This is a genomic window from Citrobacter sp. CK181 (assembly GCF_030333595.1).
GTDB classification, from domain to species: domain Bacteria; phylum Pseudomonadota; class Gammaproteobacteria; order Enterobacterales; family Enterobacteriaceae; genus Citrobacter_B; species Citrobacter_B koseri.
Map to the genome: position 1 here is coordinate 148,871 of NZ_JAOWFN010000015.1, position 21,099 is coordinate 169,969.

Annotated in this window: 22 protein-coding genes; 2 read left to right on the top strand and 20 right to left on the bottom strand. The window is 53.6% G+C overall.

From position 1 onward, the window contains the following. Nucleotides 1–6 precede the first annotated feature (6 nt). The 11 genes from nlpD to cysD form a co-directional block, all read right to left on the bottom strand. A complete protein-coding gene (nlpD, locus tag OGW17_RS18000; protein ID WP_024130899.1) occupies nt 7–1,134 on the bottom strand; it encodes a murein hydrolase activator NlpD in 1,128 nt (375 codons plus the stop codon). A 138-nt stretch (nt 1,135–1,272) separates the two neighbouring features. Next, nucleotides 1,273–1,899, bottom strand: a complete 627-nt coding sequence (gene pcm, locus OGW17_RS18005; protein WP_012134859.1) for a protein-L-isoaspartate O-methyltransferase — start codon at nt 1,897–1,899, stop codon at nt 1,273–1,275. After that, nucleotides 1,893–2,654: a 5'/3'-nucleotidase SurE gene (surE, locus tag OGW17_RS18010; RefSeq protein WP_012134860.1), complete on the bottom strand. Its 762-nt coding sequence runs from the start codon at nt 2,652–2,654 to the stop codon at nt 1,893–1,895. Before surE ends, pcm begins: the two co-directional genes overlap by 7 nt. Further along, nucleotides 2,635–3,684 (bottom strand): tRNA pseudouridine(13) synthase TruD, encoded by a 1,050-nt coding sequence (gene truD / locus OGW17_RS18015; protein ID WP_071257921.1) that lies wholly within the window; start codon nt 3,682–3,684, stop codon nt 2,635–2,637. The genes surE and truD overlap by 20 nt, the downstream gene beginning before the upstream one ends. Further along, entirely contained in the window at nt 3,681–4,160 is a 480-nt protein-coding gene (gene ispF / locus OGW17_RS18020; RefSeq protein ID WP_012134862.1) for a 2-C-methyl-D-erythritol 2,4-cyclodiphosphate synthase, read from the bottom strand. Before ispF ends, truD begins: the two co-directional genes overlap by 4 nt. 139 nt (nt 4,161–4,299) lie before the next feature. Beyond that, on the bottom strand, nt 4,300–4,995 hold the full coding sequence (gene ispD, locus OGW17_RS18025) for a 2-C-methyl-D-erythritol 4-phosphate cytidylyltransferase (RefSeq protein WP_012134863.1): 696 nt from the start codon (nt 4,993–4,995) through the stop codon (nt 4,300–4,302). An 18-nt stretch (nt 4,996–5,013) separates the two neighbouring features. Beyond that, nucleotides 5,014–5,325, bottom strand: a complete 312-nt coding sequence (gene ftsB / locus OGW17_RS18030; RefSeq protein ID WP_012134864.1) for a cell division protein FtsB — start codon at nt 5,323–5,325, stop codon at nt 5,014–5,016. A gap of 201 nt (nt 5,326–5,526) precedes the next feature. Beyond that, a complete protein-coding gene (locus tag OGW17_RS18035; RefSeq protein WP_012134865.1) occupies nt 5,527–5,850 on the bottom strand; it encodes a DUF3561 family protein in 324 nt (107 codons plus the stop codon). A gap of 49 nt (nt 5,851–5,899) precedes the next feature. Beyond that, nucleotides 5,900–6,505, bottom strand: a complete 606-nt coding sequence (gene cysC / locus OGW17_RS18040) for an adenylyl-sulfate kinase (RefSeq protein WP_071257920.1) — start codon at nt 6,503–6,505, stop codon at nt 5,900–5,902. Continuing rightward, entirely contained in the window at nt 6,505–7,932 is a 1,428-nt protein-coding gene (gene cysN / locus OGW17_RS18045) for a sulfate adenylyltransferase subunit CysN (protein ID WP_071257918.1), read from the bottom strand. Before cysN ends, cysC begins: the two co-directional genes overlap by 1 nt. Nucleotides 7,933–7,941: 9 nt before the next feature. Further along, nucleotides 7,942–8,850, bottom strand: coding sequence for a sulfate adenylyltransferase subunit CysD (gene cysD, locus OGW17_RS18050; RefSeq protein ID WP_012134868.1), 909 nt, complete (start codon nt 8,848–8,850; stop codon nt 7,942–7,944). Between the two features lie 253 nt (nt 8,851–9,103). On the opposite strand from cysD, the gene OGW17_RS18055 reads away from it, so the two are divergent. Further along, entirely contained in the window at nt 9,104–10,147 is a 1,044-nt protein-coding gene (locus tag OGW17_RS18055; RefSeq protein ID WP_012134869.1) for an aminopeptidase, read from the top strand. 134 nt (nt 10,148–10,281) lie between these two features. Here the strand turns inward: OGW17_RS18055 and cysH are convergent, their stop codons facing one another. The 3 genes from cysH to cysJ all read right to left on the bottom strand — a co-directional run bounded on the left by cysH (nt 10,282) and on the right by cysJ (nt 14,635). Beyond that, complete coding sequence (gene cysH / locus OGW17_RS18060) at nt 10,282–11,016, bottom strand: phosphoadenosine phosphosulfate reductase (protein WP_049008633.1); 735 nt, start codon at nt 11,014–11,016, stop codon at nt 10,282–10,284. Between the two features lie 101 nt (nt 11,017–11,117). After that, nucleotides 11,118–12,830, bottom strand: coding sequence for an assimilatory sulfite reductase (NADPH) hemoprotein subunit (gene cysI, locus OGW17_RS18065; RefSeq protein ID WP_012134872.1), 1,713 nt, complete (start codon nt 12,828–12,830; stop codon nt 11,118–11,120). Next, nucleotides 12,830–14,635, bottom strand: coding sequence for an NADPH-dependent assimilatory sulfite reductase flavoprotein subunit (cysJ, locus tag OGW17_RS18070; protein WP_058668020.1), 1,806 nt, complete (start codon nt 14,633–14,635; stop codon nt 12,830–12,832). The genes cysI and cysJ overlap by 1 nt, the downstream gene beginning before the upstream one ends. 307 nt (nt 14,636–14,942) lie before the next feature. Here cysJ and queD point away from each other — a divergent pair, with 307 nt between their 5' ends. Next, nucleotides 14,943–15,305, top strand: coding sequence for a 6-carboxytetrahydropterin synthase QueD (queD, locus tag OGW17_RS18075; RefSeq protein WP_012134875.1), 363 nt, complete (start codon nt 14,943–14,945; stop codon nt 15,303–15,305). 131 nt (nt 15,306–15,436) lie between these two features. Here the strand turns inward: queD and queE are convergent, their stop codons facing one another. The 6 genes from queE to pyrG form a co-directional block, all read right to left on the bottom strand. Next, on the bottom strand, nt 15,437–16,108 hold the full coding sequence (queE, locus tag OGW17_RS18080; RefSeq protein WP_047461605.1) for a 7-carboxy-7-deazaguanine synthase QueE: 672 nt from the start codon (nt 16,106–16,108) through the stop codon (nt 15,437–15,439). 301 nt (nt 16,109–16,409) lie between these two features. Continuing rightward, entirely contained in the window at nt 16,410–16,757 is a 348-nt protein-coding gene (locus OGW17_RS18085) for a hypothetical protein (RefSeq protein ID WP_071257917.1), read from the bottom strand. 4 nt (nt 16,758–16,761) lie between these two features. Next, entirely contained in the window at nt 16,762–17,547 is a 786-nt protein-coding gene (locus OGW17_RS18090) for a DUF4225 domain-containing protein (protein WP_071257916.1), read from the bottom strand. Nucleotides 17,548–17,559: 12 nt separating this feature from the next. Then, entirely contained in the window at nt 17,560–17,874 is a 315-nt protein-coding gene (locus OGW17_RS18095) for a hypothetical protein (RefSeq protein ID WP_071257915.1), read from the bottom strand. A gap of 199 nt (nt 17,875–18,073) precedes the next feature. Next, nucleotides 18,074–19,372, bottom strand: a complete 1,299-nt coding sequence (gene eno, locus OGW17_RS18100) for a phosphopyruvate hydratase (protein WP_012134889.1) — start codon at nt 19,370–19,372, stop codon at nt 18,074–18,076. Nucleotides 19,373–19,461: 89 nt separating this feature from the next. Beyond that, nucleotides 19,462–21,099, bottom strand: coding sequence for a glutamine hydrolyzing CTP synthase (pyrG, locus tag OGW17_RS18105; protein ID WP_012134890.1), 1,638 nt, complete (start codon nt 21,097–21,099; stop codon nt 19,462–19,464).

The window sequence follows — 21,099 nt, forward strand, 5'->3', positions numbered from 1 at the left end:
GCCGAATTATCGCTGCGGTAAATAGCGCAGCGGGTTTACGGATTTCCCCTTGTAACGAATTTCAAAATGCAAGCGTGTAGAACTGGTTCCGGTGCTACCCATGGTAGCGATTTTTTGCCCCGCCTTAACTTCTTGTTGTTCCCGGACCAGCATCGTATCGTTATGGGCGTAGGCACTCAGGTAATCATCGTTGTGTTTGATGATAATAAGATTACCGTAACCGCGCAGCGCGTTACCGGCATATACGACGCGTCCATCTGCGGTCGCGACAATAGCCTGTCCTTTACTGCCTGCAATGTCGATCCCTTTGTTGCCACCTTCGGTAGCCGCGAAGTTTTCGATCACTTTGCCCTCAGTCGGCCAGCGCCATGTGGAGATTGGCGAACTGGTTGACGTACTGCTTGCAGTCGGTTCGGTTGTGCTCGCTGTTGGTGCCGTTACAGGCGCTGTGACCACGGTCCCAGCAGGCTTGTTGTTCGGCAACATTTTATTAGCACTTTGTTCACCTGAATCCTCAGAATACGTAATTGTCGGTTTCGACGCAACTACAACGGTGGAATTTTGTGCAGGTTTGGTCACAACTCCTTGCTCTACTGCATCCGCCTGCGTAATCGCGTTGCCGCCGGTAATTGGCGTGCCTGAGGCATTGCCGACCTGGAGCGTTTGCCCCACATTCAAGCCGTATGGGGCCGGAACGTTGTTACGCTGAGCAAGGTCGCGGAAATCGTTCCCGGTGATCCAGGCGATATAAAAAAGCGTGTCGCCTTTTTTAACGGTGTATGTGCTGCCGCCGGTGTAGCTGCCTTTCGGAATGTTCCCATACTGGCGGTTGTACACGATACGGCCATTTTCCATTTGCACAGGCTGCTCAGCGACCGGCTGGATCTGCCGGGACTGGGCAACCGGTTGAACAGGCTGCACGGGCTGAATCTGCGGCGTTTGTTGCGCCGTTGTCCCCATTTTGGGCGGCGGTGTGATCAGCATCCCGGAGCTGGTGCTCGACGGGGCATTACCATTAACTGAGCTTACCGGCGCAGGAGGATTCGAAGAATTGGAACAACCTGCCAGCCATAGCGAAACCAGCGACAATGCCGCAATGCGGCTAACGGTGAATTTTGGGCTTCCCGCGCTCATTTATCCCCCAGGAAAAATTTGGTTAACAACCAGTGACGTAATAACCGTGCAAGGCATCGGCCTGGACGCTGGAAACGTCCCCACAATACGCTTACCCTTTATAAAATAACCAGGAAAAATCCGGGTATTAAAGGATGCTTAAGCGAGTTCGCCTTTCACTAAAGGCACAAAGCGGACGGCCTCCACGGTATCGATAATAAATTCGCCTCCCCGGCGACGCACCCGTTTCAAGAACTGATGCTCCTCACCCACGGGTAAAACGAGAATCCCGCCTTCATCCAGTTGCGTCATTAACGCCGTCGGAATTTCCGGCGGAGCTGCCGTCACGATGATGGCGTCAAACGGGGCACGAGCCTGCCAACCTTGCCATCCATCGCCATGACGAGTTGAAACATTGTGTAAATCAAGCTGTTTCAGGCGACGACGCGCCTGCCATTGCAGCCCTTTAATGCGCTCCACCGAGCACACATGCTGTACCAGATGCGCGAGAATCGCCGTCTGATACCCGGAGCCGGTGCCGATCTCCAGCACTCTGGATTGCGGCGTCAGCTCAAGCAATTCTGTCATTCGCGCCACCATATAGGGCTGCGAAATGGTCTGCCCCTGGCCAATCGGCAAAGCGATATTGTCCCAGGCTTTATGTTCAAACGCTTCATCAATGAACTTTTCACGCGGGACGGCGGCAAGCGCATCCAGCACTTGCTCATCTTTGATGCCCTGAGCGCGCAATTGTTCAAGAAGAGTGTGTACGCGTCTGCTTACCATTGCGCGTCAACTCCCACGCTGTCTAACCAGTCCGAAACCACATCATGCGCGCTATACGCCGTTAAATCCACATGCAGCGGGGTAACGGAGACATAGCCCTCATCCACCGCCGCAAAATCGGTGTCCGGCCCGGCGTCGCATTTGCCTCCCGGCGGGCCGATCCAGTACAGCGTGTTGCCGCGCGGGTCCTGCTGTGGAATAACCTGATCGGCCGGATGGCGGCTGCCGCAGCGGGTTACGCGAATGCCTTTGATTTGATCCAGCGGCAGATCCGGGACATTGATATTCAGAATGCGTCCGGTACGCAGCGGCTCCCGACGTAATGCACGCAAAATAGAGCAGGTTACCGCTGCCGCCGTCTCATAGTGCTGATGACCGTCAAGCGATACCGCCAGCGCGGGAAAACCCAGGTGACGGCCCTCCATCGCTGCGGCGACGGTCCCGGAATAGATGACATCATCGCCCAGATTGGGGCCCGCGTTAATGCCTGAAACCACAATATCCGGGCGCGGACGCATCAGCGCGTTCACGCCCAGGTAGACGCAGTCGGTCGGTGTGCCCATCTGCACGGCGATATCGCCGTTATCAAAGGTAAAGGTACGAAGCGAGGATTCCAGCGTCAGCGAGTTTGACGCGCCACTGCGGTTACGATCCGGGGCGACGACCTGTACGTCAGCAAACTCACGCAGCGCTTTCGCCAGCGTTTGTATACCGGGCGCGTGGACCCCATCATCGTTACTCAGCAATATGCGCATAATCACCCATTGTGTTAATCAGTTCCCTTACGACGCTGGTGGCGAAACTGCCTGCCGGTAGCCAGAAGCGCAGCTCAACGGTGACGTCATCCCACCAGTTCCAGCGTAATTGTTGCGGATAGAGCAGCATCGCTCTGCGCGCCGCGTCAACCTTTTCGCGCAGCAGTAACGATTGCAGTTCGCCCTCATCCGCAATGGCAGCCTCTTCAAACGCCAGCGCGTCGCGCAGGGTTCCCCACTCGCCGCTACCGGGAAGCGCCGCCGTAATCATCAGTTCTTTTTCGTCAACGCGACGCTGCAATTCCGCCTGTTCTTCCTGCGTGGCCACAAACCAGCTCCCGCGCCCCGCTAATTGTAGCGCATCGCCATCAACAACTTGATTAAAGTCTGGTTTTTTCACGCGTTCGTTGACGATCTGATTAAACAACGCACTGCGGGCCGCCGACAACCAAAAACTGCGTTTATTGCGATCGCGCACCGGCGCATTGCTTTGCGCCCAGCGCAGCGCGCCTTGCAGGTTGCTGCCGCCAATACCGAATCGCTGCGCGCCAAAATAGTTTGGTACGCCGCGCGTATTGATGGCCTGTAGCCGGGCTTCGACATCATCACGATGGCTGACTTCACGCAGCACCAGCGTAAACGCGTTGCCCTTCAGCGCGCCTAAACGCAGCTTACGTTTGTGACGCGCGTACTCCAGCACTTTACAGCCTTCAATCTGGAATGCGCTCAGGTCTGGCATCTCTTTGCCCGGCACGCGCGCGCACAGCCACTGTTCAGTGACGGCATGCTTGTCTTTCTGCCCGGCAAAGCTCACTTCACGGGCATGAATTTTAAGGAATTTCGCCAGCGCATCGGCCACAAAACGGGTGTTACAACCGTTTTTCAGAATGCGAACCAGAATATGTTCGCCTTCGCCATCTGGCTCAAAACCTAAATCTTCAACCACCACAAAATCTTCCGGGTTCGCTTTAAGCAGCCCGCTGCCCTGCGGCTTTCCGTGGAGGTACGTCAGGTTTTCAAACTCGGTCATTTCGCGGCCTTAATCAGTAGCGCCACCGCTTCGCAGGCAATCCCTTCCCCACGCCCGGTGAACCCGAGTTTCTCCGTGGTGGTCGCCTTGACGTTGACATCATCCATATGACAACCAAGATCTTCCGCGATAAACACGCGCATTTGCGGGATATGCGGCAGCATCTTCGGCGCCTGGGCGATAATGGTCACGTCCACGTTACCAAGGGTATAGCCTTTGGCCTGAATGCGTCGCCATGCTTCCCGCAGCAATTCGCGGCTGTCCGCGCCTTTAAAGGCCGGATCGGTATCCGGGAAAAGTTTGCCGATATCGCCAAGCGCCGCCGCGCCGAGCAGCGCATCGGTCAGCGCATGCAGCGCCACGTCGCCATCAGAATGCGCCAGCAGCCCTTTGTCATACGGGATGCGCACGCCACCAATGATAATTGGGCCTTCTCCGCCAAAAGCGTGTACGTCAAAACCGTGTCCGATTCGCATCATGCATTCTCCTGATATACACATCATCCTTCAAGCTGCCTCTTTGTTGGCTGCCTTTGTTCACCCCAGTCACTTACTTATGTAAGCTCCTGGGGATGCACTCAGTTGCCGCCTCGATGCAGCCTGAATGATTTTGTGTCTAGATTGTTCGGGTCAGATAAAATTCCGCAAGCGCCAGATCTTCCGGGCGGGTGACTTTTATATTATCAGCCCGGCCTTCAACCAGTTGGGGATGAAAACCGCAATACTCCAGCGCGGACGCCTCATCGGTAATGGTCGCGCCTTCGTTCAGCGCACGGCTCAGGCAATCGTGCAGCAGCTCGCGTGGGAAGAATTGCGGCGTTAACGCGTGCCACAGGTCGGTACGCTCTACGGTATGCGCAATGGCGGCTTTACCCGGCTCGGCGCGTTTCATGGTGTCGCGTACCGGAGCGGCGAGGATTCCTCCCGTGCGGCTGGTTTCGCTAAGCGAGAGCAGACGCGCCAGGTCATCCTGATGCAGACAAGGCCGGGCGGCGTCATGCACCAGCACCCACTGCGCGTCACCGGCCGCCCGTAAGCCTGCCAGTACGGAATCGGCGCGCTCGTCGCCCCCGTCCACGACGGTGACCTGCGGATGTTGCGCCAGAGGAAGTTCGGCGAAGCGGCTGTCGCCAGGGCTGATTGCGATAACGACGCGCGTCACCCGGGGATGCGCCAGCAGCGCATGCACCGAGTGTTCAAGAATGGTTTTATTGCCAATAGAGAGATATTGCTTAGGACATTCCGTTTGCATTCGGCGGCCAAATCCGGCAGCCGGTACCACAGCGCAAACGTCCAATAAAGTGGCTGCCATGTCATTTCCTGGGCTGATTTATCGATTAGTTTGCCCCGCAGCCTGAGCACGTTTAGACGCGTCAGGCACCAGACGGTAAAAAGTTTCGCCCGGTTTGGTCATACTGAGTTCATTACGCGCGCGCTCCTCGATCGCTTCCTGGCCGCCATTGAGATCGTCAATTTCGGCGAAAAGCTGATCGTTACGCGCTTTAAGTTTCGCATTCGTAGCTTGCTGCGCAGCCACATCATCGTTGACGCGGCTGTAGTCATGTATGCCGTTCTTACCGAACCACAGCGAATACTGCAACCAGACCAGTAAAGTCAGCAGCAGCAGCGTTAGTTTACCCATCCTGCCCCCTGAAAAACGGCACCATCATCCCATAACTTTCCCAGAGACTCTACTCTGAGGCGGGAATGCCGCGACAACGCGGGCAAATGTACCACATTTATCCGCCGATCCGCATATCTCGTGCAGGGAGAACATAATCTTATTGTTGGTTACGGTTTGAATTATGGCCACTCTCACCCGTCATGAAAAGGGAGGGCTGACCTACCCCAACAGCCACATGAAGAGCGCGCCAAACATCGCGCCTACCGTTAATAGCGTAGCCGTAATGCTGTAGAACAGTTTGCCGCTCATGATTGAATGCAGGGCCACGCCGACCACAACCGCAACGGGCATGAGCGCCAGGAAGAAGGGCCAGGTATAGAGGAAGAAAAACAGCGTGTTAGGGCCATAGATGAGAAAGGGAATTCCCAACGCCAGCAGCCACGAGGCAAAACCGACCACGGCGCCCGGCAGTGACCAGGTTGTGTCGTCGTCGGTCGTGAGGGCATCTGACCTTGTGATAGTAATGTTATGGCTATTACGCATATCGAATCCTGTAACCTTGACTCACCGGGCATACAAGCCCGGCGGTGTCTCAGGATCTGATAATATCGCCCTGTCTCAGTAGATCTAATAATTGGGCAACCAAATTTGTTACTAATTGTTCACCATCCAGATGAACTTCAGGCGATTCAGGCGTTTCATATACCGAATCAATGCCGGTGAAATTACGCAGTTCACCCGCCCTGGCCTTCTTGTACAGCCCTTTAGGATCGCGCGCTTCACAGGTTGCCAGCGGCGTATCGACAAAAACTTCGATAAACCGCCCCTCCCCGATACGCTCGCGCACCATCTGCCGCTCCGCGCGATGCGGCGAAATAAACGCCGTCAGCACCACCAGCCCGGCATCCACCATCAGGTTCGCAACCTCCCCCACCCGGCGGATATTCTCTTTACGGTCTGCGTCGCTAAAGCCAAGATCGCTGCACAGGCCGTGACGGACATTATCGCCATCCAGCAGCCAGGTGCTGACCCCCAGCTTATGCAGGGCCTCTTCCAGCGCGCCTGCAATCGTTGATTTCCCCGAACCGGAAAGTCCCGTAAACCAGACCACACCCCCTTTATGCCCATGCAGCGCTTCACGATCTTCGCGCGTCACCGCATGGGCATGCCAGACGACGTTTTCGTCATGCAGCGCCATTACTTGCCTCCCAGCAAATCACGCGCGCCCCAGTGCGGGAAGTGGCGACGGATCAGCGCGTTCAGTTCCAGCTCAAAATCGCTGAACCCGGAAGGCGTCGCGGCGGTGTGCTCAATAGGCTCACGTACCAGCCCCGCGCCAACGGTCACGTTGGACAGCCGGTCGATGATGATTAACCCGCCAGTGACCGGGTTCTGCTGGTATGTATCCAGCACTAACGGTTCGTCAAAAGTCAGTTCGACCAGGCCGATACCGTTCAGCGGCAGGCTTTCCACCTCGCGCTGGGTCAGGTTGTTGATATCAACCTGATGGCGAATGGCATCAACGCGCGCACGGGTCTTTTTACCGGCAATCTTGATGTCATAACTCTGCCCGGCCGACAGCGGTTGTTCCGCCATCCATACCACATCAACGGCGGCGCTCTGTACAGCTGGCAGGTTTTCGCCTGCATCCAGCAACAGATCGCCACGGCTGATGTCGATTTCATCTTTCAGCACCAGCGTAATCGCTTCACCGGCGTACGCCTCTTGCAGATCGCCATCAAAGGTGACGATGCGCGTCACGTTGGATTCAACGCCTGACGGCAGAACTTTGACACGCTGCCCGACCTTCACGCAGCCGGAGGCCAGCGTTCCGGCATAACCACGGAAATCGAGGTTCGGCCGGTTCACATACTGTACCGGGAAGCGCATCGGCTGGGTGTCGACAACCCGCTGGATCTCAACCGTCTCCAGCACTTCCAGCAGCGTCGGGCCGTTGTACCACGGCATACTGGCGCTCTGGGTCGCGACGTTATCTCCTTCCAGCGCAGAGAGCGGCACAAAGCGGATGTCCAGGTTCCCCGGCAGCTGCCCGGCAAACGTCAGGTAGTCTTCGCGAATACGGGCGAACGTCTCCTCGCTGAACCCCACCAGATCCATCTTGTTGATCGCCACCACCAGGTGTTTAATGCCCAGCAGCGTAGAGATAAAACTGTGGCGGCGGGTCTGATCCAGCACGCCTTTGCGGGCGTCGATCAGCAGGATCGCCAGATCGCAGGTCGATGCGCCGGTCGCCATGTTACGCGTGTACTGCTCGTGCCCTGGCGTGTCGGCAATAATAAATTTGCGTTTCTCGGTCGAGAAATAGCGGTACGCCACATCAATGGTAATTCCCTGCTCGCGCTCAGCCTGCAACCCGTCGACCAGCAGCGCCAGATCGAGTTTTTCACCCTGGGTGCCATGACGCTTACTGTCGTTATGCAGCGACGAGAGCTGATCTTCATAAATCTGACGCGTATCGTGCAGCAGTCGGCCAATCAGCGTGCTTTTACCGTCATCGACGCTGCCGCAGGTCAGGAAACGCAGCAGGCTTTTGTGTTGCTGGGCAACCATCCAGGCTTCGACGCCGCCTTCATTAGCGATTTGTTGTGCAAGTGTGGTGTTCATGGCGGCTCCTTAGAAATACCCCTGACGTTTCTTCAGCTCCATTGAGCCCGCCTGGTCGCGGTCAATCACGCGCCCCTGACGTTCACTGGTGGTCGAGACCAGCATCTCTTCAATAATTTCCGGCAGCGTCTGCGCGCTGGATTCCACCGCTCCCGTGAGCGGCCAGCAGCCGAGGGTACGGAAACGCACCATGCGTTTTTTGATCACCTCGCCGGGTTGCAGGTCAATACGATCGTCATCGATCATCATCAGCATGCCATCGCGCTCCAGCACCGGGCGCTCAGCGGCCAGGTACAGCGGCACGATCTCGATGTTTTCCAGCCAGATGTACTGCCAGATATCCTGCTCGGTCCAGTTAGAGAGCGGGAAAACGCGGATGCTTTCGCCTTTGTTAATCTGCCCGTTGTAGTTGTGCCAGAGCTCCGGGCGCTGGTTTTTCGGGTCCCAGCGGTGAAAGCGGTCGCGGAAGGAATAAATACGCTCTTTGGCGCGCGACTTCTCTTCGTCGCGGCGCGCGCCGCCGAACGCGGCGTCAAAGCCATATTTATCCAACGCCTGTTTCAACCCTTCGGTTTTCATAATATCGGTGTGTTTAGCGCTGCCGTGAACGAACGGGTTAATCCCCATCGCCACCCCTTCCGGGTTTTTATGCACCAGCAGTTCACAACCGTAGGCCTTTGCGGTGCGATCGCGGAATTCGTACATCTCACGAAACTTCCAGCCGGTATCAACGTGCAGCAGCGGAAACGGCAACGTACCTGGATAAAACGCTTTACGCGCCAGATGCAGCATGACGCTGGAATCTTTACCGATGGAATACATCATCACCGGATTAGAAAATTCGGCGGCCACCTCGCGAATGATATGGATGCTTTCCGCTTCCAGCTGCCGCAGGTGGGTGAGTCGTTTTTGGTCCATAACCGTTCCTTTGCAATACCGCTATTTTGCTAAACATTCAGATAACACGACTATAGGGAGCGCAGGAGAACGAATGAAATTACGAATTGGAATGAGTAGTTCCTCAAAGGAATAACGATTTGAGAAAGCAAATATCAAAAAGTGCTTAACCCACCGAATTTAGGGCATTTCAGAGCAAATGAAATTGTTTTACGGCAATCACGGTTTCATACTAAGCGGGTAAAAATTTCTGCTCTGTATTTAAGGACTCACTATGTTTTCCGCATCGCGCCTCCGTGCAGCGCTCCTGGCGCTCGGCGTATGCTTTATCCTTCCCGCGCAGGCAACGTCACCGAAGCCTGGCGATATCGCCAATATTCAGGCACGACACATTGCAACATTCTTTCCCGGCAGAATGACCGGAACACCGGCGGAGATGCTCTCTGCCGATTATTTACGTCAGCAATTTGAGCAGATGGGATATCGCAGCGATATCCGAACATTTAATAGCCGCTATATTTATACCGCCAGGAATAATCGCAAGAACTGGCATAACGTGACGGGCAGTACCGTTATTGCGGCGCACGAAGGGAAAGCGCCGCAACAAATTATTATTATGGCGCACCTGGATACCTATGCGCCGCTGAGCGATGCTGATACCGACGCCAATCTCGGCGGTTTAACCTTGCAGGGCATTGACGATAACGCCGCCGGGCTGGGCGTGATGCTGGAACTGGCTGAACGCCTGAAAGACATCCCGACGCAGTACGGCATCCGCTTTATCGCCACCAGCGGTGAAGAAGAAGGAAAACTGGGCGCAGAAAACCTGCTTAAGCGGATGAGCGCCGCTGAGAAGAAAAATACGCTGCTGGTAATTAACCTTGATAACCTGATTGTCGGCGACAAACTCTACTTCAACAGCGGGCAGCAAACGCCGGAAGCCGTACGCAAACTGACGCGCGACCGGGCGCTGGCGATTGCGCGCAGCCACGGTATCGCCGCCGCGACCAATCCGGGTCTGAACAAGGATTACCCGAAAGGCACAGGCTGCTGTAACGACGCCGAAGTCTTCGATAAAGCCGGTATTTCCGTGCTGTCGGTTGAGGCCACCAACTGGAATCTGGGGAAAAAAGACGGCTATCAGCAGCGTGCGAAAACGCCTTCATTTCCGGCCGGAAACAGCTGGCACGATGTGCGTCTGGATAACCAACAGCACATCGACAAGGCGCTACCAGGAAGAATTGAACACCGCAGTCGCGATGTCGTGCGCATCATGTTGCCGCTGGTAAAAGAACTGGCGAAAGCCGGTAAAGCCTGATGTGTCGCCCGGTGGCGGCTACGCCTTACCGGGCCTACAAGCGCAGCGCTTGCCGGATGGCGGCGTAAACGCCTTATCCGGCCTACAGACACTGTCTGGTAGGCCTGATAAGCGCAGCGCCATCAGGCAAACAATCACCCTTCGTGCAGCCCGCACTCGCGCTTCAGCCCGAAGAATCGCGTCTCTTCTTCCGCCATGCCGGGCTCCCATTTACGGGTGGTGTGGGTATCGCCAACCGACAGATAGCCCTGATCCCATAGCGGATGGTATTTCAGACCGTGTTTTTGCAGATACTGGTACACCGTCCGGTTATCCCAGTCGATGATGGGCAGCACTTTAAAAACGCCGCGCTGAATCGCCAGCACAGGCAGATGCGCCCGGCTCCCGGATTGTTCGCGGCGCAGGCCAGCAAACCACGTTTGCGCGTTAAGCTCTTTTAACGCCCGGTTCATCGGCTCGACTTTGTTGATGTCATTGTATTTCTCAATGCCCTCAACGCCTTGCTCCCACAGTTTACCGTAGCGGGCTTCCTGCCAGGCCGCGCTTTCCGTCGCACGGTAGACTTTCAGGTTCAGGTTCAGCTTTTCCGTCAGCTCATCAATAAACTGGTAGGTTTCCGGGAACAGATAGCCGGTATCGGTCAGGATAACCGGAATATCCGGGCGAATCTGGTTAACCAGATGCAGGCTGACCGCCGCCTGAATACCAAAGCTCGACGAGAGCACGTATTCACCGGGTAGATTCTCCAGCGCCCACGCCACGCGTCCTTCAGCATCCTGCTTTTCCAGCTGCGCGTTGGTTTCAGCCAGCGCCATGACGCGCTCGACTTTTGGCAATTCATTCAGGGCGTTTAGATCGAGTACGGACATAAGTTCCTCACTGTTTGCCTTGCCTGATGGCGCTGCGCTTATCAGGCCTACCGTCTACGTAGGCCGGATAAGGCATTTATGCCGCCATCCGGCGATGCACGTTATTCCCAGAAATCCCGGGCGGGATCGAGCACCGGGCGAATGATGCCCGCACGCACCGTAAAGTCGCCGAAGCCTTCACCCGCTTCGCGCTCTTTCACCCAGCGCCCAATCAGTTCATCCAGCGACGCCAGAATTTCCGGCTCGGTAATGTTCTCTTTGAACATACGCGGGATACGCGTTCCGATGCGATTGCCGCCCAGATGCAGGTTATAACGACCCGGCGCTTTCCCCACCAGACCGACTTCCGCCAGCATGGCGCGTCCGCAGCCATTTGGGCAGCCCGTCACGCGCAGCACGATGTGCTCATCGCTCACGCCGTGGTGGGTCATCAACGCGTCCACTTTATCGACAAAGGTCGGCAGGAAACGCTCCGCTTCCGCCATCGCCAGCGGGCAGGTCGGGAACGATACGCAGGCCATCGAGTTTTCACGCTGCGACGTGACCGCATTCATCAGGCCGTGGTTGCGCGCCAGTTTTTCAATCTTCGCTTTCTGGCTTTCCGGCACGCCGGCAATGATCAGGTTCTGGTTGGCGGTAATACGGAATTCACCCTTGTGGATCTTCGCGATCTCCAGCAGACCTGTTTTCAGCGGGCGCCCCGGATAATCCAGAATACGGCCATTCTCAATAAACAGCGTCAGGTGCCATTTGTTATCGATGCCTTTCACCCAACCGATGCGATCGCCGCGCCCGGTAAATTCATACGGGCGGATCGGTTCAAATTTGATGCCTGCACGACGCTCGACTTCCGCCTTGAACGTCTCGACCCCAACACGCTCCAGAGTGTATTTGGTTTTGGCGTTTTTACGATCGGTGCGATTACCCCAGTCGCGCTGAGTCGTCACCACCGCTTCCGCCACCGCCAGGGTATGCTCCAGCGGCAGATAGCCGAACTCGCTCGCGGTGCGGGCATACGTTTTCTTGTTCCCGTGCTCAATGGAAAGCCCGCCGCCGACCAGCAGGTTAAAGCCCACCAGCTTGCCGTTTTCCGCCACGGCGACAAAGTTCATGTCGTTGGCGTGCAGATCGATGTCGTTCTGCGGCGGGATCACCACGGTCGTTTTGAACTTACGCGGCAGATAGGTCTGGCCGAGGATCGGCTCCTCATCCGTTGTGGCGACCTTTTCCTGATCAAGCCAGATCTCCGCATAGGCACGAGTACGCGGCAGCAAATGCTCGGAGATCTTTTTCGCCCACTCATAGGCTTCGGCATGCAGCTCAGACTCATACGGGTTAGAGGTGCACAGCACGTTACGGTTCATGTCGTTGGCGGTCGCCAGCGCGTCCAGCCCAACGGAGTGCAGCATCTGATGTACCGGCTTCACGTTCTTTTTCAGAATACCGTGGAACTGGAAGGTCTGACGGTTAGTCAGGCGAATGCTGCCGTAAATCGTATTTTCAGCGGCGAATTTATCAATCGCCTGCCACTGTCTGGTGGTGATAACCCCCCCCGGCAGACGGCAACGCAGCAGCATCGCATGACGCGGCTCCAGCTTCTGCTCGGCGCGCTCGGCGCGAATGTCGCGGTCATCCTGCTGGTACATACCGTGAAAACGGATCAGCAGAAAGTTGTCGCCTTTAAAACCGCCGGTCAGTCCGTCATTCAAATCTTCAGCAATGGTGCCGCGCAGGTAGTTGCTCTCAAGCTTCATGCGCTCGGCATCTGCCAGTTTACCTTCGACCACCAGTGGGCCTGGATGTTTTTCGCTCATTAGTAGACATCTCGCTGATAACGGCGCTCAACGCGCAGCTCACTTAAAAATTCATCCGCCGCTTCGGCATCCATACCGCCGAATTCGGCAATCACTTCCAGCAGTGCCTGCTCAACGTCTTTCGCCATGCGATTCGCGTCGCCGCAGACATAAATGTGCGCGCCGTCATTAATCCAGCGCCACAGCTCTGCGCCCTGTTCGCGCAGTTTGTCTTGTACGTATATTTTTTCTTTTTGATCGCGGGACCAGGCCAGATCGATGCGGCTCAGGACGCCCTCTTTGACGTAGCGCTGCCATTCCACCTGGTAGAGGAAATCTTCGGTAAAGTGCGGGTTGCCAAAGAACAACCAGTTTTTACCCGGCGCTTCATCTGCCGCACGCTGCTGCATAAAGGCGCGGAAAGGGGCGATCCCGGTGCCTGGACCTATCATGATCACCGGTGTTTCCGGGTTGGCCGGCAGACGGAAATTATCGTTGTGTTCGATAAATACGCGCACTTCCCCCTCTTCTTCCACGCGGTCGGCCAGGAAGCTTGATGCCCCGCCCGCCCGTGCCCGGCCTTCTATTTCATAACGCACGGCGCCTACGGTGATATGCACTTCGCTCTCGACTTCCGCCTGGGAAGAGGCTATCGAGTAAAGACGCGGCGTCAGCGGGCGCAGCAGCCCCACCAGCGCGTCAGCATCCAACTGAGCCGGAGAGAAACGCAGCATATCAACGACAGGCGTCGTCGCGGCGTAATGCTGCAACTGGGCTTTATCACCCACCAGCGGCAACAGCGATTCGCTGCGGGTCAGCGTGGCGTAGTTTTCCACGATATTGGCGGTGTTCACCGTCAGCTCAAAATGCCACTGCAAGGCTTCGGCAAGCGGCAGCACCTTACCGTTAACGGTGACCGGCTCCGTGCCTTTCAGCCAGACCAGTTCGACGATCTCTTTGACCAGTTCAGGATCGTTCTGATACCAGACGCCCAGGGCATCGCCCGGCTGATAACGCAGGCCGGAATCGCCCAGATCGATTTCGATATGGCGCACATCTTTTTCCGAGTCGCGGCCGGTGATTTTCTGATTGACGGCGAGCGAGGCGCTCAGCGGCGCTTCTTTGGTATAAGGGCTGGAATGCACGTCATTCACGGCCCCTGTTGCCGCGACAGCGACCTGCGCTGCCGATGCGCTCGGCGCACGCGCTTTCAGTACGTCAACAACGCGAGCCCGCCATTCTTGTGCCGCCGCCTGGTATTCCACATCCGCATCGACGCGATCGAGCAGACGCTCACCCCCCAGTTCCGCCAGCTTGCTGTCGAAATCTTTACCCGCCTGGCAGAAAAATTCATAGGAGGTATCACCGAGGCCAAAGACGGCGAAGGCGGTGTTGTCGAGCTTCGGCGCTTTTTTAGAGAACAGAAACTTACGCAGCGCAACGGCTTCTTCCGGCGGTTCGCCTTCGCCCTGCGTGGACGCGACCACAACCAGCAGCTTCTCATTGGCGATCTGTTTGAATTTGTAGTCACCCGCATTAACCAGCGTGACGTTCAGTTTCGCCGCCAGCAGGTCATCGCGCAGGGCTTCCGCCACGCGCCGCGCATTGCCGGTTTGCGATGCAGAAATAAGCGTAATACCCGGCATTTCAGCGACAGGCGCTGGCGTGGCGGCGAGCGTGCCCGGCTGCTGGTTCAGCATTCCCCAGAAATAGCCGGAAACCCAGGCAAGCTGGGTGGGGGAAAGATCGGTTGTGGCCGCCTGAAGGCGTGCCAGTTGCTCCGGGTTTAGCGGAAGCAAAGCGGATGGTGGGGCCTGTGTTGTCATGCGTCGTTATGTTCCAGTAGCAAAGCGGAATTTATGCAAAAAGACCAAACTAGCGATAAGGTTAACGGCGGGGATAATAACAATTAAAGAAGGGATGGAAATAACAAATAACCAAATGGACTAACCTGTTTTAGTTATAGTTATTAACAACAAAAGCGATTAAACAACCTATTGAAATAGAAAGAAATAATTCACAATTCTTGTGTAAATCTCATTATCCGCGCGTCAACGCCGTTTTAGTTAATGATAAAAAATGTGCTTTCCGGTACCCTACGGCGGTTTTTGTATTCTTGAGAGTTAATCATCCATGTCCACCACCTTGTTTAAAGATTTCACCTTTGAAGCCGCTCACCGCCTGCCCCACGTACCGGAAGGGCATAAATGTGGCCGCCTGCATGGTCATTCATTTATGGTGCGCCTTGAAATTACCGGTGACGTCGATCCGCATACCGGTTGGATCATGGATTTCGCCGAACTGAAAGCCGCGTTCAAACCGACGTACGATCGTCTGGATCATTATTATCTGAACGATATTCCAGGTCTGGAAAATCCAACCAGCGAAGTGCTGGCAAAATGGATTTGGGATCAGGTTAAACCTGCCGTACCGCTGCTGAGCGCAGTAATGGTGAAAGAGACCTGCACAGCAGGCTGCGTGTATCGCGGCGAGTGATTTTTTCGTTTTGCCGGATGGCGACGCGTTGCGTCTTATCCGGCCTACAAATGAGTATGACCGTAGGCCGGGCAAGCGAAGCGCCCCCGGCAAGCGAAGCGCCCCCGGCAAGCGCGCTAACGATTTTTTTATCACGCAATATTCAGATATTTGTGCGTCTGCATTGATAAGCGCCAGTTACGCGCGATACAGGTTTCAATGCACAGACGCGTCGCGTCTTCTTTCTGGCTGATTGGCTGCAAGGCAATGATTCGCGGCTTATCGTCGCTCAGCGTCGCCAATAGCTCATCCAGCGCTTCAATATCACGGACGCGACCAACAGGGTGCTTGATTTCATTCGCACGCTCCAGCGCCTGCGACAGGACGTCATAGCCACCGCGCATATTCACCTTCGGCGAGACCGTCACCCAGGTATTCGGCGTACAGCGCACCTCGTGGGTACCGCTGGTTTCAATCTGACAGCTGAATCCATTCTTCTCAAGTAAATCGGTCAATGGCATCAGGTCATGGATACAGGGCTCACCGCCGGTGATCACGACATGACGCGCGGTATACCCCTGTCGGCTTATCACCGCCAGCAGGTCTTCACTACTTGCCGCGCCCCACTTGTCGCTCTCTTTGGTCTTCGCCAGGATGCTGTATAACGACACTTCCCGATCTTCAAGCTTATCCCAGGTGTGTTTGGTATCGCACCAGGCACAGCCAACCGGGCATCCCTGTAAACGGATAAAAATGGCGGGGACGCCGGTAAAGTAACCCTCACCTTGCAGGGTCTGGAACATCTCGTTAATCGGGTACTGCATAGCATTCTCTGTTAAGGGGATAATCAGTGATTATCGCAGAAAGCCTCGCTAAGGTCATGCACAGCAGCTGTTTAAGGTAAGATTCCGCTGTTCCCCACAAAGCATATATCGAGCTTAGTTTCTCTACCGCTTACCCATTAGTTTAATCTGAACCTTGATGCTCCAAACCAGATTGATAAAGAAAGAGTTAAAGAAAACTGAAATCAAGGCTAAGGTGAGGCAACAAAGTATATAAATTATAAATATCTCATTGTTGCAGGGAAAAGTATAGAGAAAAACAACGCACCACTAAACCAGTCACTTACAGCCCTCGCAACTTGATATAAATTATCCATATCTTAAAGTAGCCTTTATGAAATCGACAGGTTAATTCAATGACAAAAAACGACAAACCGAATATTAAAAAGAAAGACCATAATTCACTGAAGTCCTTTTGTGCAATTGAAAAGGCAAAGAGTAATAAAATCGAAACCATGATAATATCAACTCTGATAACACTTGCATCTTTTAGCCAATAAGCTTTCTGCAAACTTATTTTATTTTCATTAGCAAAACGAATAAGTTTCTGTGCTTTATATTCACTTAAACCCGCAAGTTTAATACTTTCAGTTAAAGACTTATCATTCTGATCATATGTTTTGAAGATCATTTCCTTATTCCCTCAATTCAGCCCAGTTAGTACTTTCTCCACCAAGAAGTTGATAAATGGTGAATCCACTAACTGCATCACCGGCTAACTCACTCGCGCTTCCAACAGCTCCCAGGGTTCTCCAACTGCGAATATAATCTTCCTGTATATAGCGGAATAATTTCCACGAATCTGTTCTCAACGTCAGCGTTGAGGCTGAACCGAAAGAAAGAACAAGATCTCCCGTTGAAAAAGCAATATCACCATCCTTTTCATCCCCGCCCAAAAGCTTTGTTGCCTGACGGTAGGCATACCGCAAAGGCATTTTCCTGGGGTCTTCATGATATAATAAATAATAACCATTTTCCCAAATATTCTCGCTTCCCTGCATCATTAAAGGAACTCCATAACTTTTACATGCAGCTCCAAGGGTTGCTTTACATAAACCAAAACCACCGATAACTTGCATTGTCCCACTAACAAATCCAACTCGTTTTAATGTTATGGTAAGTGTAGAATGCCTTTCTCTTTCACGCTCAGCTATTGCATATAATTTAATACCCCCCATTTTTAATTGCATATAATATTTAGTTAAAGACATATGATATTCACGTAATCTATCCATCGCCCTGCCAAAATCTAATTTTCCATACCGATATTCATCAAGGCAATATGATGTAACTCTACGTTCCTCGATCATATATTTTGAACGCATAGCCGGATCATGAAGATATTGAAAACCGATATCATAGACAAGTCGGTCAATCTTTTCTTTTTCGCGCTGTAAATTCATTAATCCATAACTACTCAAAATAACCTCCTGTTATTTTCCGATCAACTTAACTTGAATTTTAATACTCCGAATTAAATTTATGACAAAGGGTGTAAAGAAGAGTGAAACTAGAGCTACAGCAATACAGAAGAGAATGTTTACTATAAAGTACTCAATTCCCTCAGAAAGGGAGGCAAAAATGACTGCCAATAGTAAAGCTCCACTCCAGGCATAATATTTCCATGCATACAAAAAAAATGCCCGACCCAAGCTGATATGTTTCCTTTTTGCCAGCTTAATCAGGATAGTAGCATCCTTTTTTTTCATGCCCGTTTTCGCCAGTATATCTTCCAATTCATTATCCATTCAATATTTCTATTATTTATTAATGATAAATATAAAAAACACATATTAGTAAATAGTCACACCATTAAATTACTCTCTGTAAAATAATAACAAAGTGACAAAGATCAAATCGATCATTAAAATTTTCAAATAAGAATATATTACAGACATAAAAAAACCCGCCGGAGCGGGTTTTTTACGTTAAGAGTGGAGAGCAGGATTACGCCTGACCTTTGATCTCTTTACGACCGTTGTACGGAGCTTTTTCGCCCAGCGCTTCTTCGATACGAATCAGCTGGTTGTATTTAGCAACACGGTCAGAACGGCTCATAGAACCGGTTTTGATCTGGCCTGCTGCGGTACCAACAGCCAGGTCAGCGATGGTCGCGTCTTCAGTTTCGCCAGAACGGTGAGAGATAACGGCAGTGTAGCCAGCGTCTTTCGCCATCTTGATAGCAGCCAGCGTTTCGGTCAGAGAACCGATCTGGTTGAATTTGATCAGGATGGAGTTAACGATGCCTTTGTCGATACCTTCTTTCAGGATCTTGGTGTTGGTTACGAACAGGTCGTCACCAACCAGCTGGATTTTGTCGCCCAGCACTTTGGTCTGGTATGCGAAACCGTCCCAGTCAGACTCGTCCAGACCGTCTTCGATGGAAACGATCGGGTACTGTTTGGTCAGGTCTTCCAGGAAGTGAGTGAATTCTTCAGAGGTGAACGCTTTGTTGCCTTCGCCAGCCAGAACGTATTTGCCGTCTTTGTAGAATTCAGATGCTGCGCAGTCCATCGCCAGAGTGATGTCTTTGCCCAGCTCGTAGCCAGCAGCTTTAACCGCTTCAGCGATAACAGCCAGTGCTTCAGCGTTGGAGCCCAGGTTCGGCGCATAGCCGCCTTCGTCACCAACAGCAGTGTTCATACCTTTAGCTTTCAGAACTTTAGCCAGGTTGTGGAACACTTCAGAACCCATACGTACTGCTTCTTTCAGGGTTTTAGCGCCAACCGGCTGAATCATGAATTCCTGGATATCAACGTTGTTGTCAGCGTGCTCGCCGCCGTTGATGATGTTCATCATCGGAACCGGCATGGAGTATTTGCCCGGGGTGCCGTTCAGTTCAGCGATGTGCTCGTACAGCGGCTGACCTTTAGAGGCCGCAGCGGCTTTGGCGTTAGCCAGAGACACAGCCAGGATCGCGTTCGCACCGAAGTTAGATTTGTTTTCAGTACCGTCCAGGTCGATCATGATTTTATCAATGCCAGCCTGATCTTTGGCGTCTTTGCCAAGGATTGCCTGAGCGATCGGGCCGTTAACCGCTGCAACAGCTTTGGTTACGCCTTTACCCAGGAAACGGGATTTGTCGCCATCGCGCAGTTCCAGCGCTTCGCGGGAACCCGTAGAAGCACCTGACGGAGCGGCTGCCATACCAACGAAACCACCTTCCAGGTGTACTTCGGCTTCAACAGTCGGGTTACCACGGGAGTCGATGATTTCACGACCGATGACTTTAACGATTTTGGACATTAGGTTTTCCTCAGTACAAGTTAAACTAAAACTCCAGACAAACAACGCGTACCTTTGGTACGCGTTGCCGTTCTAACTTTTTTTACTTCTTACTTCGCCTGACGCTTCTGATATTCGCTGGCGGCTTTCACAAAGCCTGCAAACAGCGGATGCCCGTCACGCGGCGTTGAAGTAAATTCCGGGTGGAATTGACAGGCAACGAACCACGGATGGTTCGGCACTTCGATGATCTCGACCAACTGATCATCCCCGGAACGGCCCGCAATGCGCAGACCTGCAGCTTCAATTTGGTTCAACAACATGTTGTTGACTTCATAGCGGTGACGATGGCGCTCAGTGATTGTCGGCGTACCGTACATCTGGCGAACCAGACTCTCATCGGAAAGCTGACACATCTGCGCGCCAAGACGCATGGTGCCACCCAGATCGCTCTTCTCAGTACGGACTTCAACGTTGCCGTTCTCGTCACGCCACTCGGTAATCAGCGCCACAACAGGGTACTTACAGTCTGGCACAAATTCCGTTGAGTTGGCGTTTTCCATACCCGCTACGTTGCGCGCAAATTCAATCAGCGCAACCTGCATACCCAGGCAAATACCCAGATAAGGAATATTGTTTTCACGCGCATAACGCGCCGTCGCGACCTTACCTTCAACGCCACGGTAGCCGAAGCCGCCAGGGATCAGGATAGCGTCTAAATCTTTCAGAATTTCGACGCCGCGCGTTTCAACATCCTGCGAATCGATCAGCTTGATGTTGACGGTGACACGGTTCTTCAGGCCACCGTGTTTCAGCGCTTCAATCACCGACTTATAGGCATCCGGCAGTTCAATGTACTTGCCGACCATACCGATAGTCACTTCGCCCGCCGGGTTCGCTTCTTCGTAGATAACCTGTTCCCATTCGGCCAGGTTCGCTTCCGGGCAGTCTAAGCTGAATCGTTTACAAATATAATCGTCCAGACCCTGAGATTTCAACATGCCCGGAATTTTATAAATAGAATCGACGTCTTTCAGAGAAATAACGGCCTTTTCAGCAACGTTACAGAACAATGCAATCTTCGCACGTTCATTGGCCGGAACGGCGCGATCGGAACGGCAGATCAGAATATCCGGCTGGATACCGATGGAGAGCAGTTCTTTAACGGAGTGCTGCGTCGGTTTCGTTTTGACTTCGCCTGCCGCGGCCATGTACGGCACCAGCGTCAGGTGCATAAACAGCGCGTGCTCACGACCGATATCAACCGCCAGTTGACGAATCGCTTCCAGGAACGGCAGGGACTCGATATCACCGACAGTACCGCCGATTTCGACCAGCACCACGTCGTGGCCTTCGCCGCCTTCGATGATGCGCTCTTTAATCGCGTTGGTGATGTGCGGGATAACCTGTACGGTTGCGCCCAGATAGTCGCCACGGCGTTCTTTACGCAGAACGTCGGAGTAAATACGACCCGTGGTGAAGTTGTTGCGGCGGCTCATCTTGGTGCGAATGAAGCGCTCATAGTGACCCAGGTCCAGATCGGTTTCGGCGCCGTCTTCAGTAACGAACACTTCCCCGTGTTGGATTGGACTCATAGTACCGGGATCGACGTTGATGTACGGATCCAGTTTCATGATGGTCACGTTGAGGCCACGGGCTTCAAGAATGGCTGCGAGGGAGGCTGCGGCAATGCCTTTACCCAGAGAGGATACGACCCCGCCGGTCACAAAAATATAGTTCGTTGTCAT